11 protein-coding genes are annotated in these 15791 nt (G+C 63.4%); 7 read left to right on the forward strand and 4 right to left on the reverse strand.

Annotation, left to right across the window (positions count from 1 at the left end):
- Positions 1-629 precede the first annotated feature (629 nt).
- The 7 genes from cobJ (at position 630) to JO015_19005 (ending at position 11673) form a co-directional block, all read left to right on the forward strand.
- Entirely contained in the window at positions 630-2294 is a 1665-nt protein-coding gene (gene cobJ / locus JO015_18975; GenBank protein ID MBW0001181.1) for a precorrin-3B C(17)-methyltransferase, read from the forward strand.
- Positions 2288-3466 (forward strand): GTP-binding protein, encoded by a 1179-nt coding sequence (locus JO015_18980; GenBank protein MBW0001182.1) that lies wholly within the window; start codon positions 2288-2290, stop codon positions 3464-3466. Before cobJ ends, JO015_18980 begins: the two co-directional genes overlap by 7 nt.
- A gap of 34 nt (positions 3467-3500) precedes the next feature.
- Positions 3501-7136 carry a cobaltochelatase subunit CobN gene (gene cobN / locus JO015_18985; protein ID MBW0001183.1) on the forward strand — a complete coding sequence of 1212 codons (3636 nt, stop codon included), beginning with the start codon at positions 3501-3503 and terminating at the stop codon, positions 7134-7136.
- Positions 7137-7192: 56 nt separating this feature from the next.
- Complete coding sequence (locus JO015_18990) at positions 7193-8902, forward strand: AAA family ATPase (GenBank protein ID MBW0001184.1); 1710 nt, start codon at positions 7193-7195, stop codon at positions 8900-8902.
- Positions 8889-9866 carry a hypothetical protein gene (locus tag JO015_18995; protein ID MBW0001185.1) on the forward strand — a complete coding sequence of 326 codons (978 nt, stop codon included), beginning with the start codon at positions 8889-8891 and terminating at the stop codon, positions 9864-9866. Before JO015_18990 ends, JO015_18995 begins: the two co-directional genes overlap by 14 nt.
- A gap of 335 nt (positions 9867-10201) precedes the next feature.
- Complete coding sequence (locus JO015_19000) at positions 10202-10780, forward strand: Uma2 family endonuclease (protein MBW0001186.1); 579 nt, start codon at positions 10202-10204, stop codon at positions 10778-10780.
- Between the two features lie 431 nt (positions 10781-11211).
- Positions 11212-11673 (forward strand): SgcJ/EcaC family oxidoreductase, encoded by a 462-nt coding sequence (locus JO015_19005; protein ID MBW0001187.1) that lies wholly within the window; start codon positions 11212-11214, stop codon positions 11671-11673.
- Positions 11674-11743: 70 nt separating this feature from the next.
- Here JO015_19005 and JO015_19010 read toward each other — a convergent pair whose 3' ends face one another.
- From JO015_19010 to JO015_19025, 4 genes are all read right to left on the reverse strand, one after another.
- Positions 11744-12007 (reverse strand): hypothetical protein, encoded by a 264-nt coding sequence (locus tag JO015_19010; protein MBW0001188.1) that lies wholly within the window; start codon positions 12005-12007, stop codon positions 11744-11746.
- 419 nt (positions 12008-12426) lie between these two features.
- Positions 12427-13233 (reverse strand): tetratricopeptide repeat protein, encoded by an 807-nt coding sequence (locus JO015_19015; protein ID MBW0001189.1) that lies wholly within the window; start codon positions 13231-13233, stop codon positions 12427-12429.
- Between the two features lie 88 nt (positions 13234-13321).
- Positions 13322-14335 carry a 3-deoxy-7-phosphoheptulonate synthase gene (gene aroF / locus JO015_19020; GenBank protein MBW0001190.1) on the reverse strand — a complete coding sequence of 338 codons (1014 nt, stop codon included), beginning with the start codon at positions 14333-14335 and terminating at the stop codon, positions 13322-13324.
- A gap of 384 nt (positions 14336-14719) precedes the next feature.
- On the reverse strand, positions 14720-15790 hold the full coding sequence (locus JO015_19025) for a ribonuclease D (GenBank protein MBW0001191.1): 1071 nt from the start codon (positions 15788-15790) through the stop codon (positions 14720-14722).
- Position 15791: the final 1 nt, after the last annotated feature.

A 15791-nucleotide genomic window follows, 5' to 3' on the forward strand; every position in this document is an offset into this window, starting at 1 on the left:
ACGGGCCGGCAGAACCTAGCCCAGGGTTCCACCCTGGGAACCGCCCCTCATCCCGGTCGAGGCCTGAAGGGCCGGCAGAAGGCGTTTGCTACCTTTCTACCGCCCTTTCAGGGCTCAACGGCGTGGAGGATCCTTTTCCAGGGTAACCCCCCCTGCAATTTAGTTAAGGGCGGCAGGCCGGGCGTGGCCTTCGTCCCGGAGGGACGGCTGAGGTTAGGCAGGTACTTTAGTGCCTGTACCTGTGCGGGCGTTCCCCAGCGGTTGCGTCCCCTCGGGACGCCTGAAGCGGCGCGCCGGGCCAGGCGGGCATCAAAGGTGGGGAGACCTTCGGGTTTTTGGCGCCGAGGGTCGCGCCGGGTTTGGCCGGCCGCTTGGGAGTCGGAATCCTCCCGGGCAGCGTTTCAGGCGTCCCGACGGGACGCGATCCCTCTTAAATGCCCCCTCCAGGGACTGAAGTCCCTGGCTACGATCAAGGGTCCCTGCGGGACGAAAGCGCCCCCATCCGCCGGCCTTGTATCCTTAACTAAATGGCAGTGGGGTTTACCCTGGGCTAAGTTCCCACGCCCCTTTGGGGCTAATATCCAGCATAAAAGTATTGTTGAGGCCCAAGCCAGGAAGGCGGGCGCCCGATGAGTGCGGAAAATCACTCGAATTCCGGGCTTCACTCCGGAAATCCCGACGGCGCCCACGGCAAACTTTATCTCGTTTCCGTCGGTCCCGGTTTTCGCGAGTTGATTCCGCCGCTGGCCGAAGCGGCCTTGCGGAGCAGTGACGCCATCGTCGGGTACGACTTGTACCTGCGCTGGATCGGCGACTGGACGGCAGGCAAAGAAGTCCATACCCTGCCGCTCACGAAAGAAAAGGAACGTGCCGCGCGTGCCATCGAAATGGCGCGAGCCGGCCGTTGCGTCAGCCTTGTGTCGAGCGGCGACGTCGGAATCTACGGCATGGCGGCGCTGGCCCTCGAGTTAATGGAGGAATCCGACGTTTTCGAGGTCGCGGTTGTGCCCGGCATCTCCGCGGCGAACAGTTGCGCATCCCTGCTCGGGTCGCCGCTGTCGCACGATTACGCCACGCTCTCCCTTTCAGACCTGCTGTGTCCTTGGGAATGGATCGAGCAGCGCGCCCGGCAACTCGCGCGGGCGGACCTGGTCGTCGCGCTTTACAATGTGCAGAGCCGCCAGCGCCGCGACGGCATTTACCGGGTACTGCGGCTGTTCAGGGAGCACAAGGCGCCCGGCACCTGGTGCGGCGTGGTTCGCAACGCTTACCGCGAAGATCAACAAATTTCGATCTGCACGCTGGAAGAACTCGCCGGACGCGCGTTCGACATGCTGACCACGATCATCGTCGGCAACCGTTTCACCCGGCGCAAACGGCAGTTCCTGTACACGCCGCGCGGTTACCAGGCGTGGTCCGAAACCACAGCCGAACCCCCTGCCGCGTTCCCTCGAGGAAGCGTCTGGGTTTTCTCGGGCACAAGCGACGGCAACCAGCTTGCAAACGCCCTGGTCCGGGCCGGCTACCGCGTGGTCGTGTCGGTGGCATCCGGCTACGGGCGCGAAACCGCAGCCGGCGCGGTGCCCGGAGCTGTGGTGCGATCCGGGCCGGTGGGGCCGGAAGTGCGCCGGCGCGAGTTGGTCGAGTCGGCGGCGGGGTCGGTAGTGGACGCCACCCACCCGTTTGCGGTCCGGATTTCGCAACAACTTATGGCGCTGTGCGAAGACACCGGAATTCCGTACCTGCGGTACGAGCGGCCACCCGCGCCGAGACCGGCAACTGCGCATTATTGCCGGTCAATGGACGAGGCCGCCCGAGTGGCGGCTCGCCTGGGACAGCGGGTCTTCCTTGCGGTCGGCGTTAAAGAGTTGGCTGCTTTCGTGGAAGCCCGGAGCGATCGGGACTGGTTCGTGCGCGTCACGCCGGACGCTGCTTCGATCGATCGGGCGGTCAGCCTCGGCGTGCCGCGGGCGCGGATCTGCGCCATGCAGGGCCCCTTCTCCCGCGCATTCAACGAGGCGCTCTGGGCCGGCTGGCAGATCGATTGCGTGGTTACCAAAGATTCCGGCGAGGCCGGCGGCTTCAACGCCAAAGCCGAAGCCGCCGCCGTGCTGAAGATCCCGCTGGTGGTCGTCGAGCGGCCCACGCTGCGGTACCCGTTCGTCGCGCACGATTTTACCGGTATCCTCAAAAGGCTGGACGACCTCGCCTCGGACCAAGCGGCAGGCCTCAGTGCACCGCCTCAAGCCCCGGCCCGCCTTCATCCCCTTCCACCTTCACTCCCGTCATCATGACAAGAATCCCTGTGACCATCATCACCGGTTTCCTCGGCTCGGGGAAAACGACCCTGATTTGCAACCTCTTGAAACAGACGCCGGATCGCCGCCTGGCCGTGCTTGTGAACGAGTTCGGCGAGGTGTCGGTCGACGGCGCACTCCTGCGCAGCGCGGGGGACGGCTGCCGGATTGAAGTGCATGATCTGCCGAACGGCTGCATCTGCTGCACGGTGAGGGATGATTTCCTGCCGATCATGCAGGCGCTGCAGGAACGCAAGCACGAGGTCGACCACGTTCTGATCGAAACATCCGGCCTGGCGCTGCCGGCGCCGGTCATGCGGGCGTTATCCTGGCCGGAAATACGAAACGATTTTCAATTGGATGCAGTGCTGGCCGTGGTGGACACCCCGCAGCTCCTGGCCGGCCGTTTCGAAAACGGCACGCCGATCCCCGGCGCTGAAGCGTCCGAGGCACCGGTTCACCTCGCCTCAACGGACGCGATCCTCAACCAGCAACTCGAAAACGCGGACGTCGCCATTCTTAACAAAATCGATGACCTTTCAGAGGATCACCTGATCCAGGCGGAGGAAATGGTTCGCCGGAAAGCCGGCCGGCTTCGATTCATCGAACTGGCGTATCAGGCGGAACTCGACACCCGGCTCTGCATGGGGCTGAACCTCCACGAGGAAGAAGGGCCCGCGAACGGGCATCCTCCCTCACACCATCATGATCACGGCCACGGCCATGACGATCATCACGGCCCCGTGCAGGTGACTCCGGTGGAAGGCGACGCGCCGCTGGCCGACCAGCACCAGTTCGACGGCCACACGCACAGCGGGCTGAGCGCACACACCCATGGTGAAGGCACCCACGAACACTTCCACGCGCACGATCCCGGCTGGCAATCCTTCGTCCTCCATTCGCACCAGGCGCAGCAGCCGGAACGGCTGAGGGACGCCGTCCGCGAGGTTACGGCTCGGGAACCGATCCTGCGTGCGAAAGGTTTTGCCCGCGTGGAAGGCAAACCCCACCGGCTCGTGCTCCAGGCGGTGCGCAACCGCGTGCAGGCCTATTTCGGCAAAGAGCATGCTGCTGACGCGGAGTCCAGCGTGGTCTTTATCGGCTACCACCCCAGCCGCGAGCGCGCAATCCGTCTGATGCGCGAATTGACCGGCTCGGACTGGCACTGACCGGCACGAGATTTCAGCCCGTCTGTCTGCCGGCATGCATTGGACTAATAGCCAGGGGGGCGGCCTCGACGCCGAACGCGAGCTCATCCTCATCGACCAGACGCCAGGGGAAATCGTCTTTCTCAGCGCTGCCGATACCGACCTCGCCTGCGTCGCCGGCACTTGGTACCAGCGGTTTGGCGCCCGGTTGCGGATCGCGCAGGCGGCACCGCTGCGCCAACCGGTGGCGGCCGACGATTACGTCGAAAAAGTACTCCGCCATGCCCGGGTGGTCGTGGCGCGGCTGCTCGGCGGCGAAGGCTATTTCCCTCATCTCCTGCAAGCGCTCGCCGGTTTGCGCGACGAAACCGTCCGTCCGAAGCTGATCCTGCTCTCCGGAACCGACACCCCGGATGAAACCCTGACGGCCCTCAGCGATTTTCCCCCCGCGATTTGCGACCGCATGTTTGAGTTTTTTAAACATGGGGGCCGGGAAAACCTCGCCCGGGCCGCAGAGGCACTGGACGCGCTGCTCGCAGGCGGAGGTATCTCCTTGCCCGAGGCCGTGCCCATGCCGGAAAGCGGGATTTATTGCCGTTCAGGCCTGGCGAACCCCATGCGCGCGTGGGTTTGCTTTTACCGGGCCTGGCATCAGACCGGGGATCTCGCGGTGGTCGATGCGCTCCAGACCGCCCTCGAGGAGAAAGGCTTCGCGGTGACTTCGTTTTTCACGTTTTCTCTGCGTTCGCCTCGCGCCCAACGGCAATTGCTGGACCTGGCGACCGGCTCCGCCCCGGACATCATCCTGACGATGCAAAGCTTCTCCATCTGCCCCGACGCAGACGAACGGTTGTCGTTCCTCGAGCAGATCGGCTGCCCGGTCTTGCAGGCGCCCGTCAGCGCAAATGGACGCGAGACGTGGCTCGTCCGACCGGCCGGCCTGCCGCCCGCGGAGGTCGCGATGAACGTCGCATTGCCGGAGATTGATGGACGGGTGTTCGGTTGCCTGACCGGATTCAAGGAGAACGATCGCACCATTGCCGCGCTGGAATTTACCCTGAAGCGCCTGGAGCCGGACCTCGAGCAGCTGAATTTTGCGGTTGAACAAGCCTGCCGGTGGGCGCGGCTGCGGCGTAAAGTTAATGCGGAAAAGAAGGTCGCCCTGATCCTCTCCAACTACCCGAACCGCGACGGGCGAATCGGTAACGGCGTGGGGCTTGATACCCCCGCCAGCGCCTTGAAGCTGCTGCAAGCGCTTCGCGAAGACGGCTACGCGGTTGGACCATTGCCCGAATCCCCGGACGAACTGATGCAATGGCTGCGCGCAGGTCCGACCAACGACCCGGAGCAGTCGTACGGCAAAACTGCAGCCCTGGCTTTCCCAGCGGGGAAGCTCCGGGCTGCGCTGGAAGGTCTGCCGCCGGCCCGGGCGGCGGAATTGCGCAAACATTGGCCCGAGGAGATAGGCGGAGAGGACGCGCCGGTGGCCGGCGTGCAGCTTGGCAATGTCTTCATCGGGATTCAACCGCCGCGTGGATTCGGTCTGCAAACGCAGGCGGTTTATCACAGCCCCGATCTCCCCCCGCCCCCGCAGTATCTGGCATTTTACCTCTGGATCCGGGAAGAGTTCCGCGCCGATGCGGTGGTGCACCTCGGCAAACATGGCAACCTCGAATGGCTGCCGGGTCGCAGCGTGGGCCTTGGCCCGGATGATTACCCCAGGATCTGTCTCGGGCCGTTGCCGTTGATCTATCCGTTCATCGTAAACAATCCCGGTGAAGGCGCCCAGGCCAAACGCCGGTCCGCAGCCGTGATCATCGATCACCTGACGCCCCCGATCGTTCGGGCGGGTCTCTATGCCGAGTTGGAAAAAATGGAGCGTTTGCTCGAGGAGTACGCTCACAGCATGACCTTGTATCCGCCGCGTGCGGCGGAGATCCGGCGCCGGATCGAGGGCCTGCTTGCTTCGGTGGCGTGGAGGGATGAGCTGCCCGCGGCCGGTTCGCGCCTCGAGGCGATCGGCAATTTTCTGTGCGAACTCAAGGAAAGCCAGATCCGGTCCGGGCTGCACATCCTCGGCGAAGCGCCCACGGGCGAAAAAGAAATCGATTTCCTGCTGAGCCTGCTGCGGACGCCGCTGCCCGTTCCGGGTGCGCCCGATGCGAAAGCGCTCGGTCTGCTCGAACTTTTGCACGGCGCGACGGAGCCCTTGGACCCGCTCACGCTGTCCGCGGCGGAACGCGATGCCCTGGAAAGCCGGGCGCATGAATGGGTGCGCAGCGCGTGCAAGCAACCACCCGAGACGCCTGCCGAGAGTGATGAAACCGACGGCCTTCGTAACCTGCGGCGGATGGTCCGGCAACGGCTCCGGCCGCGCCTGGCGCAGTGCGGCCAGGAAATCTCAAACGTGCTCAGGGCCCTCAGCGGCAGGTTCATAGCCCCGGGACCGGCGGGTGCGCCGACCCGGGGACGGCTCGACGTGCTGCCGACCGGGCGGAATTTTTTCTCGCTCGATCCCCGGATCATCCCGACACCGACCGCTTGGCGTTGCGGGCGGACGCTGGGCGATCTGCTGTTGGAACGGCACCGGCAAATGCACGGCGAATACCCGCGGAAGGTCGCCCTGGTGTTGTGGGGCACTTCAAACATGCGGACCGGAGGCGACGACATCGCACAGGCGCTCTGGCTGTGGGGTTGCGAACCCGTTTGGGAGGAAGCGTCGGGCCGCGTCGTCGATTTTCGGATTCTCCCGGCGAGCTTGCTCGGCCGGCCGCGCGTGGACCTGCTGTTGCGCGTGTCCGGGCTGTTCCGTGACGCCTTTGGGGACGCGATGCGCCTCCTGGCCACGGTGCCGAAACGCCTCGCCGAACTCGACGAACCGGCCGAGGTTAACCCGGTCCGGGAGGCTTGGCTGCGCGACCGTGCCTTGCTCGTCGGGCAGGGCGTCGCACCGCGAGAAGCCGGGCGCCGCGCCTGCCTGCGCGTTTTCAGTTCCGGACCCGGCTGTTATGGGGCGGGTTTGCTGCCCCTCCTGGACGGCGGCAACTGGGAAACCCGTGAAGACATCGCAAACGTTTTCTGCCGCTGGGGCGGCCATGCGTACGACAGTGCCGGGCAGGCCGAGGATCAGCGCTCGTTGCTCGAATGGCGGCTGCGCGAGATCGAAGTCGTCCACCAGAACCAGGACAATGCCGAGCACGATGTGCTCGATTCGGATGACTATTTCCAATTCCAGGGCGGGCTGCGGGCGGCGGTTGAGGCCGTTCGCGGCAAAGCACCGGCAACTTATCACGGTGATTCGAGCAGGCCCGAACGGCCCAAGGTGCGCGCGCTCCGGGAGGAACTCGTCCGGGTGATCCGTGCCCGCGTCCTGAACCCCCGCTGGATCGAAGCCATGCGGCGGCACGGCTACAAAGGCGCCTTCGAGTTCGCCGCGACGGTCGATTATTTATTCGGGTACGGCGCCACCACGGGCCTGGTCTCGGATCATCACTATGAAGAGGTCGCGCGTACCCTGCTGCTGGCGCCGGCCCAGAAGGAGTTCTTTTCCCGGCATAACCCGGAAGCCCTGAAGGAGGCGGCGGAGCGCCTTCTCGAAGCGAAGGAACGCGGCGTCTGGCGCTCGCCCTCTCCAGACACCGTCGCCGAACTTGAAGCCACGGTGCTGGAGATCGGAGGGCAATTGGAGTAAGGACCTGAACGCAAAACGTTCCGCGACGCGACCGGCGCCCAAAGAAAATCACCCTCATGGATGCTACGCTCCGTTTCCCATTTGTGGCCATCGTCGGAATGGACCTGGCAAAAAGATCGCTGATCTATCACGCGATCGACCCGCGGATCGGTGGGGTGCTGCTGCTCGGGCCGCGGGGGAGCGCCAAGACCACGCTCGCCCGCGGCGCGGCCGAATTGTTTAGCACGGCGCAGGGCGAGCCGGCACCATTTGTCGAGGTCCCGCTCGGAACGACGGAGGATCGCCTGCTCGGTTCCGTGGACGCCGAAGCCCTGGTCGAAGCGGGCCGCTGGTCGCACCGGCCCGGGCTGCTGGAACAGGCCAACCAGGGGTTGCTCTACATCGACGAAATCAACCTGCTGCCCGATCCCTTGTCCGACCTCCTGCTGGACTCCGCCGCAACCGGGTTCCACCGCGTTGAGCGCGAGGGATTCAGCCGCACCGTCGAGAGCCGTTACGTCCTGGTCGGAACCATGAACCCGGATGAGGGCGATTTACGGCCGCAACTCGCGGACCGGTTTGCGCACGGGGTGCGCATTCAAACGCAATGGACGGAACCGGAACGCGTCGAGATCGTGGCGCGCCGGATGGAATTTGACGACGCGCCGGGGCCGTTCCTGGAGCGTTTTGCTGAACCGGCCCGGGCGCTCAGCGCCCGTATTCGCGAGGCGCGTAAAGCCGTTCGTTCCGTAACGATCACCGACGCCCAAAGGCGATCGGTTGCCCAACGCGCCGGCCAATTGCGGCTCGAGGGTCTCCGCGCCGAACTGGCCGTGCTGCGAACCGCGCGCTCCGCGGCCGCTTTCCAGGGCCGGCGGGAACTGTCCCCCGGCGATCTCGAGGAAGCGTGGGAACTCTGTCTGGGGCACCGGGAGCATCCGGACCGTCCCGGCACGGCGCCCCCCCCGCGGCCGCCCTCGCATTCCGAAAAGAGCAGTTTCCGGCAAACCGGCCCCGCAACCTCGATCTTGCCGGCTGAAGCCCGCCCTGAGCCGATCACCTTACCGCCACCGAGGCCGGACGGCCATGCCGGTTTGCAGGACTGGTTCACCACGGCGGTCGCCTTTAGCCGTCGCATGCGCCGTGCCCGGTGTCCCGGTCCGGCCGAAGGGACCACGCGGGGATCGATCAACTGGATCGCCTCACTTCTCGCCACGCGAATCCGGGCCGGTTCGCAGAAAAAGCCGCGCCGTTGGGTGTTGCGGACCCGAACTGCCGGACGCCGGACCGGTGTCTGGATCTTTCTGGACGCCAGCCGCTCAACCGGGGTCGGGCATTTCCTCCAGCGCGCCTGCGGACGGCTTGTTCCCGTGGTAAAATCAAAGGCCGGCCTCGGGGTTCGATTTCACGTCCTGCTGCTGCATGACGGCGCCACGCGGTGGCTCGTCCGAGACGGGTCCGCGACACGCACCCAAAGCCGGCTGCTTACCTTGGGCCAGGCCGCCGGTAAAAGTCGCCTGACCGAGGCGTTGAACGCGCTGCGGCGAACGCAGCACCGGCGGCGCGACGCCGGATACGATCCGTTGATTATCCTCTCCGACGGTTTTCTCAGCCCGCGGCCGGGGGAAAACCCGGGTCGGGCCGTGCAACGCTTCCGCACTATGCTGGTATCCCTGACCGCAAAACGTAAAACGGCATGGCTGCATCCCGTGCCTAAACGCAGCGCGGCAACCTGGTTGCCGCGTCTCACGGCCGGATGCGACGTGCAGCCTTATGAAATCCGGTGACTCGGGGGCTAACGTCCGGCCGGCGAGGAGGCGCCGGCCGGCTAATCGCGACCGGGGAACCGGGTTCGGCGCGGCGCCCTGCCACCACGGCGAATGGTTGCAGGGCGAGTTCCAGGACGGGCCTCTTCTCATTCCCGGCCTTGTAACGGTCCCCTGCCCGCTTTTTCGGTCCCGGGCAATCTTCACCCTTACCCCGCTCTCCGCCACCATCACGGTCCGGCCCGGGACGCACGTGAAGGCCCTGAGGGCGGCGCGGCTGACCTTGCAATGGCTGCAACGGCCGCACCTGGGTGGAGAGCTCGCCATCAGAAATCGTGCGCCCGCCGGGTTTGGATTCGGGTCTTCAACGGCGGATTGTTTAAGCGCGATTCGCGCCGTCGCGTCCGCGTTTGGCCGGATTCTACCGGCCGAAACCGAAGCACGGCTGGCCATCGCCGCAGAGGGCGCGTCCGACAGCACCATGTTCGACGCAAGCCGGCCGGTCCTCTTTTCACAATGTCACGGGCGGATCCTGGAATCCTTCCGTCGCGGGTGGCCCGAGATGTTTCTCCTTGGGTTCTGCACCAGTACCGACGGCAAAGGCGTAGACACCGCCGCGGTCCGGCGCCCCGCTTACGCCCCGGCCGAACGCCGTGAATTCGCGCGGCTCAGAGGGGATCTGCGCCGCGGCCTCGAAGGCCAGTCGGTCGAGCTGCTGGGGCGGGTCGCAGAGCGCAGCGCCGAACTCAACCATAGCTACTTTCCCGTCCCACAACTCTCTGAATTGCAGGCGCTCGCCCGCAGCGTGGGTGCCGCCGGGATTCAGGTCGCGCATACCGGCTGCCTCGCAGGACTGATTTTTCGCAACGATGCGACTTCTGAACGCTCGATCACGACGGCGCAAGGAGGATTGGCGGCTCTGGGTATCGCGAGAACCTGGCCGTTTCGAATCGGGGAAAACGGCGCGTGTCGCAACCCGCGCTGATACCATTTAGACAGTTAATCTCCGGCCGGAAGGTCCGCTGCCGATGCGATCCCTCGGGTCGGCGGTGATCCCAGATGAGGAGACGCGACCACCCGAAGACGCGGCGGCCTGGAGCCCAAGGCCGCCGATGCCATTGTGCAGGCGGTGGCCGAGTACACCGACACCATCGCGCCGGTGAGCCGCGACTACCTGGACAAGCGCATCGCGGAAACCGACACCCGCATCGTCCACCAAGCGGCTGCGGCCTGAGGCCATGCGCCGTCGAGTTTAGAGGATGCGCCCTCTAACAGGACCAGGTATTATTCAGTACTGCTGCAGAGGTGACCGCCTACCCTATGAGCACCCTTACTCAACCGCCCCCGGTCCACTTCAATGCCGTGCGCCGGTTCACCATCGAGGAATATTATCGGTTGGTCGAGGCCGGCATCCTTGAGGAGGACGCGCGCGTTGAGCTGCTGGACGGCCAAATCATTCCCATGTCTCCGATAGGACCCAGACACGAATGGCTGGTGAGGCAACTGCGCCGTGCTCTCGAACCGCAGCAACATGGGCGTTTTGAGACGGACAAAGGCAGGCCCTTGCCCGTCCCAGACCACGACGAGCCGGAGCCTGACCTCTTGCTCTACCGGCCTGGCGCTGCCGATCCGCAGCATCACGTGCGTCCGGCCGACGTGTTCCTAGTGGTGGAGGTCTCCCAGACCAGCCTTGATCATGACCTTGGTTTCAAAGCCAACCTCTACCAGCGTGCCAAAATCCCGGAATATTGGGTCGTCGCCCTCGAGCACAATCACTTGCATGTGTTTACGTTAGCCGGCGACCGCTACAAAACGAGGATCGTAAGGGAAGGCAAGGTATCGCCGCAGACCTTCCCTGACGTCGAAATTGATGTGGCCGCCCTGTTCGCCGGGGCCTAGGCCGGCTCGGTTTTTGCCGGTTGACCGAGGGCTGGATCGCTGATCTATCACGCGATCGACCCGCGGATCGGTGGGGTGCTGCTGCTCGGGCCGCGGGGGAGCGCCAAGGCCACGCTCGCCCGCGGCGCGGCCGAATCGTTTAGCACGGCGCAGGGCGAGCCGGATGGAATTTGACGACGCGCCAGGGCCGTTCCCGGAGCGTTTTGCATCACGAGTCAGAAAAAGCAGCTCGAACGTTCGAACCGGGCTCGACTTTAATCACGGCAAATGGAATTCTCGAAAGAGAGACTCAAGCCCAGGGGTATTGCGCCGCAATTAACCTGCGATACCTTTGATAATTTCCGCAGATTTCCGCCGAAAAGCCTAGCCAATTCTCTTTTTGACCGGTATCACACGGGTCGTACATGCTGTTCGGGTTATTCTTTCTAGCCATGTCGCTCAACACGGATTCGCCGCCGCCGTCTCCGTCAGAGCCCCCGGCGCTGAATATCACCCACGCGCAAGAGGCACAACAATCGGATGCACTGCAAATCGCTTCTTTGCTCGCCGGGCAGTTTGCCGCCTGGAATGCCAAAGACATCGATGGTTATATGCAGGTGTTTTGGCGTTCGCCGCTCCTGGTCTACGTCACCGAAGGGTCGGTCTGGACAGGTTGGGACCAGGTGAAAGCGACCGTCGAGCGCCAGTATCCGGAAAAGAACAATATGGGGCACGCCGTCCTGGAACGCCTTCAAACAAACATCGTCTCGCCTGAAACGGCAACCACGATTGAGTGGTGGACGGTCTATTTTCCAGCGGCGAAGGTTCACGGATTCAGCACTTCGACTTGGCGCAAGTTTCCCGAGGGCTGGCGCGTAATCGAAACCCACACCAGCACCTTGGAAGTCCCTTAGGCGCAACCAACCGTTGCGCCATTGAACTCATACAGAGGACGCAGCCGAAGCGAGCATCGTCGGCCCGTGCTCAGGCCAGGGTGGCGGTCGCCTTTCGCGGCAATGGCACCGCCCAGGCCAGCGTGGCGGTCGCCTTCCGCGGCAATGGCACCGCCCAGGCCAGCGTGGCGGTCGCCTTTCGCGGCAATGGCACCGCCCAGGCCAGCGTGGTTGACTCTACGCGCGGGTGCCATGCTCCTGCCTCAGCTCCCGGTTTGGAGGATGCCGTGAATGGCGCCAAGCTGGGGTGGATGGCGGAAACCGCAACGATAAGAATGAGAATGGTCTTTTTCATTCCCCCTCTTATCGTGCATTCCCGTGAGGCGAATATAGCAGAAAGTAGCGAGCATCTTAGAAAATATTACAATGATGGAAAGATGGCGTTAAAATCTCCTGACTTGCGCTTTGTAAGTGTTTTAAATTCTTGCGTTAAATTATACTGTTTTTGGCGAATCTGAGAGTGCCCATTTCAAAAAGGCCGGTACGCCCGGCTTGCCTCACGCTGGGGGGCGGGAAAGCGCCTGAGCGGCGGCACATACCTCGACTTACGATGCAAATGCAATCTAGTGGATATAGATATTATCGATGATTTGATCTCCATGGCTTATGATCTTTAGTTACAATAAATTTAAGGTATAGCGCCTTTTGAGACCCTTCCACGCACCTGACGGGGTTCGCCCGCCGCTGGTTGCGCACCGGCGCCCAGGCAGCTGATCAGGAACCGGGTGTGGAAGCCGGCATTGGCGCCGGAGATGAACCGGGTGTGGAGGCCGGAGGCGGCGGGGAGGGGGACGGCGTCGATACGGGCGTGGTCCAGGCAGCATTCCGTTTTGCCAGGTCGAGGCCGACTTGGCGCAGGGCAGCTTCAAAGTACAGGCACCGGCCGTCCGGGTAATATTTGTGGGCGGTCGCCACGTAGTGTTCGACCTGGGGCCAATTTCCCTTTCGAAACCAATCCGCGGCCCGGGCGTAGTAATAAGCCGGTGTCTTGCCCGGAATCGGGATGATGTCCGTCACAGTTTTTGCGTTCGCCTCATCACCCAGGAGGAGGTAGCAAATCGCGATTTTGAACTGCAGGACTTCCGATGAGTGATCCACGCTCTGGAGCTCCTGGTAACGCTGCAGGGCTTCCGGCACGTCACCGTGCAGCCACGCCAGCTCCGCCAGGTTGAATTTGGCCGGGTAAAAGTTGGGATCGATCGCGATAGCCTGATGATACTTCTCGGCGGCTTCGTCGTAACGCTGTTCACGCGTCAGCAAGACGCCGCGCAGGTTCGGGATCTCCGCCGCGTTCGGCTGCAATCTTCCGGCGGCCTCGATCTGCTTTTCCGCTTCGGCGAACTTGCCCGCCTGGATGGCCTTATAGGCCTGATCGACCGCCAGGTTAAACTTCGCGTTGCTCGAGTCAGCGGCCCGGGCCGCGCCCAACCCCATCAACAGCAAGCAAAAGAAGAGTGCCGGGTACCGGGTAAACCGGTGCCTGTGAAGTGCGGAATGAAGGAACCGATGCCTCGAATTCATTTCCGGCCGTCCTTTATGGGATGGCACGCGGCGTAGCCCTTCTTCATTTGTGGCATTTTTCCGCTTGTGGCATTTGTGGCATTCTTCTTCAGAGGGAACGGCCTACCGCCTCGGCGACGCGCCGGATCCGGGTCAGCAGGTCCTCGAATTCATGCGGCCGCAGCGATTGTTCGCCGTCACTCTTGGCGCGTTCGGGTTCATGATGCACCTCAAGCATCAGGGCGTCCGCACCGGCTGCCACCGCGGCCAGCGCCATGGCCGGGACAAATTCGCGTACGCCAACGCCGTGCGTGGGATCGACCACCACCGGCAGGTGCGTCTCGGCCTTCAGCACCGGCACGGCGTTCAGGTCGAGGGTGTTGCGGGTCATCGTTTCAAAAGTGCGGATCCCGCGTTCGCAGAGCAGAACGTTGAAATTGCCTTCGCTCAGAATGTACTCCGCGCTCATCAGGAGATCCTTGATGCTCGCAGCCATTCCGCGCTTCAACATCACGGGGAGATTCGTACGGCCGACCTCGCGCAGCAGGGAAAAGTTCTGCATGTTGCGCGCACCGATCTGGAGGCAGTCGGCGTAAGCGGCCACCAACTCCAGATCTTTGGTGTCCATCACCTCGGTGATGATCGGCATGCCGGTGAGTTCACGCGCCTCGTGCAGGAACTGCAGACCGACCTTGCCGAGCCCTTGAAAACTGTACGGCGAGGTTCTGGGTTTGAAAGCGCCGCCGCGCAGGACCTTCGCCCCGGCTTTCGCCACGCTTCGAGCGATCAAGGTAATCTGCTCGTAGCTTTCCACCGAACACGGCCCGGCCATTATTACCACCTCCGGTGTCCCAATCGTCACCGGCCCTACTTTGACGTGGGAGGGCGTACCCCGGAATTCGTAGGAGACCAGTTTGTAGGGTTTCAGCACCGGCATCACCGATTCGACACCAGGAAAGGCGCCGAGCGGTTTCTCACGGATTTTGTCTTCCGGGCCGATCACCCCGATAACCACCCGGAGCACACCCCGGCTGACTTCGGTTTTGAGGCCCCACCGACGGACGGAATCGACGATATGTTCGATCTGTGCCTCGGTTGCGTCCGGACGTGTGATGATAATCATGGCAGAAGCGGTTGGGTGGAGGGTTGGATGGGAGGTGGTGGAAGACGTTCGATTGACGGGAAGCGCCCGGCGGGCACCTGCTGCCGGTGCGTCGAGAATGGTGGGAGTAGACCGTGAAAAAGGGTGCATAGCCGGGGAGTCCAGCGTTCAACCTGAAAAGTGCTCGAAAAAGAAGCGGGGGTTGAACGCTTAGTTAAAGCGCCAATAAAAGAAAAAATAACCGGCGTAACCAAAAGGCTGCGAAGTGCCAACTTGGTAACGACGGTTCATGACGATGGATACACCTTTAGCCGAATCGTTTTCAGTTGCCAACGGAATTCTGACCTGAAATCCGGATTCGTTCGCGTGATCGACCCGCAACGCCGGACAACGCCACCCGGCACGCTACAGGCCCAGCAAGCGGCGTTGCCAGCCCATCAGGACGGCATCAATGCTTTCCGGTTCACGGATCAAACGCTCGAGCGCCTGCCGGGGCGCCAGCACGCCCGGGTCAAGTTCCAGTTTGCTCGCGATCCGGTCGCGGTGCTGGCGCAGATCCTCGAACCGCTTCTCCTGCTCAGGGGTCGGCCGCGTCCGGATCACCGGTTCGCGCTGCGGCCAGGCGTCCTCAGGCAGCTCCAGGGCCTTGTGCAGCGTCGCATAAAGTCGTTTGCGGCGGCCGGCAGGAAGGTGATGCGGAAGGTTCACCCGCCCTTGAGTGGCGCCCTGGGAGACTTCCACCATTTCTTCATTCCGGAGAATCTGGAACGTCGGGCGGTCGGCCTGCTCGGCTTCTTCCTCGCGCCAGAACCAGAGCGCGCGCAATACCGCCAGAGCACGCCCTCGCAACACGGAACTGCCGCTCACCTTCCATGCTTTCTCCGGATCACGTTCCCGATCTTCGCTGGCCGCGGCGACGGCTCGGGCACAACTCTCTTCAAACCAGGACCAGCGTCCCAATTCACCTAATTGCGCGCTGATGCGTTCGGCCATCGGAAGCAGGTAGCGCGTATCGTTCATGGCGTATGACACCATGGTGGCGGTGAGCGGACGGCGCGCCCAGTTCGCCTTTTGCGAAGTTTTGGGCAGATCGACGCCGAAGTACCGCTGGACCAGCGAGGCCAGCCCGACCTCCTTCAGCCCGAGCAGCCGGGCGCCCAGGTAAGTGTCAAACACGCTGCCCGGAGTAAACTGGATCCCTCGACGCAACATCCGCAAATCGTAGTCACACCCGTGCAGCACGACGGTTCGCGCGCCCAGCATGGCGTTGAACGCGCTGAAATCCATCCGGACAAGCGGGTCGATCAGCAGGGTCGCGTCCACCGTGCTCATCTGGATGAGGCACAGCTTTTCCCGGTAACAATGCAAACTGTCGCCCTCGGTGTCGACCGCGACCGGATTGCTTTGGGAGCACGCCTTCACCCACGCGTCCAGTGCCGCGTGGTCAGAGATGATGGCGCCGTCGAAATCGGTCATC

Source organism: Verrucomicrobiota bacterium, from assembly GCA_019247695.1.
Classification (GTDB): domain Bacteria; phylum Verrucomicrobiota; class Verrucomicrobiia; order Chthoniobacterales; family JAFAMB01; genus JAFBAP01.

Coding starts and splice junctions, on each gene's coding strand:
- JO015_19015 (MBW0001189.1), bottom strand. CDS start 13,233: ATGAATTCGAGGCATCGGTTCCTTCATTCCGCACTTCACAGGCACCGG.
- JO015_19000 (MBW0001186.1), top strand. CDS start 10,202: ATGAGCACCCTTACTCAACCGCCCCCGGTCCACTTCAATGCCGTGCGC.
- JO015_18995 (MBW0001185.1), top strand. CDS start 8,889: ATGAAATCCGGTGACTCGGGGGCTAACGTCCGGCCGGCGAGGAGGCGC.
- JO015_18990 (MBW0001184.1), top strand. CDS start 7,193: ATGGATGCTACGCTCCGTTTCCCATTTGTGGCCATCGTCGGAATGGAC.
- JO015_19005 (MBW0001187.1), top strand. CDS start 11,212: ATGTCGCTCAACACGGATTCGCCGCCGCCGTCTCCGTCAGAGCCCCCG.
- cobN (MBW0001183.1), top strand. CDS start 3,501: ATGCATTGGACTAATAGCCAGGGGGGCGGCCTCGACGCCGAACGCGAG.
- JO015_19025 (MBW0001191.1), bottom strand. CDS start 15,790: ATGACCGATTTCGACGGCGCCATCATCTCTGACCACGCGGCACTGGAC.
- aroF (MBW0001190.1), bottom strand. CDS start 14,335: ATGATTATCATCACACGTCCGGACGCAACCGAGGCACAGATCGAACAT.
- cobJ (MBW0001181.1), top strand. CDS start 630: ATGAGTGCGGAAAATCACTCGAATTCCGGGCTTCACTCCGGAAATCCC.
- JO015_19010 (MBW0001188.1), bottom strand. CDS start 12,007: ATGAAAAAGACCATTCTCATTCTTATCGTTGCGGTTTCCGCCATCCAC.